Here is a 681-nt window from a genome sequence, read left to right on the forward strand (position 1 = left end):
TTTTTCTCGTGCTCCGACTTTTTGGAGTTCATTTTCTATTTTTTTCATAGCTTTTGGAAAATTACGTGTACCATCGGTTTGAATTGCCCAATCAGCGGTATAAACGCCTGGCGCACCTTCCAATGCATCTACCTCTAAGCCTGAATCATCAGAGAGCGCAGGAAGTCCTGTTTTTTTTGCTGCTGAAAAAGCTTTAATATAAGCATTTTCTTCAAATGTTTTTCCCGTTTCTTTTGGTTCTGGCAAGCCTAGTTCTTTTGCCGATTGTATTATTAAACCGAAAGGCGTAATTAAAGTAGTGATTTCATGCAATTTTCCGGTGTTATGTGTAGCAATGACAAGTTTTTTATCTGCTATGCTTCTCATATAGATTTCTCCAAAAATGAAAGGGGAATTATTTTTGTGCTAAAAAACGGTTTAAATGCTCATACACACACATTCTGCTTGCTCTAAAGGGTGAAATTTTCTATTTACAGCGGTTTTTAATCAAGCTAGATTTTCTTGACAAGTCCCTACAGCAGACCACTTTACAGATCAATTCTTAATCTTAAATATTTCTCACACACTCTAACAAAAATATTTCCTGCGTAATTTATCAAGCATTACTCTGAAAGGTAGCATTTTACAGCTCAATAGGATAATATGTTTTTATACTACTTTAGACTATTTGACCAAACCTTG

Annotated in this window: 1 protein-coding gene; it reads right to left on the minus strand. The window is 35.1% G+C overall.

Annotation, left to right across the window (positions count from 1 at the left end; translation table 11 throughout):
• A partial coding sequence (locus ACFIL8_RS11930; protein ID WP_375689994.1) for a non-canonical purine NTP pyrophosphatase occupies positions 1–366 on the minus strand: 366 nt, incomplete at its 3' end.
• Between the last annotated feature and the right edge of the window lie 315 nt (positions 367–681).

It is taken from the genome of Bartonella sp. AP57NXGY (assembly GCF_042195805.1).
Taxonomy (GTDB): Bacteria; Pseudomonadota; Alphaproteobacteria; order Rhizobiales; family Rhizobiaceae; genus Bartonella.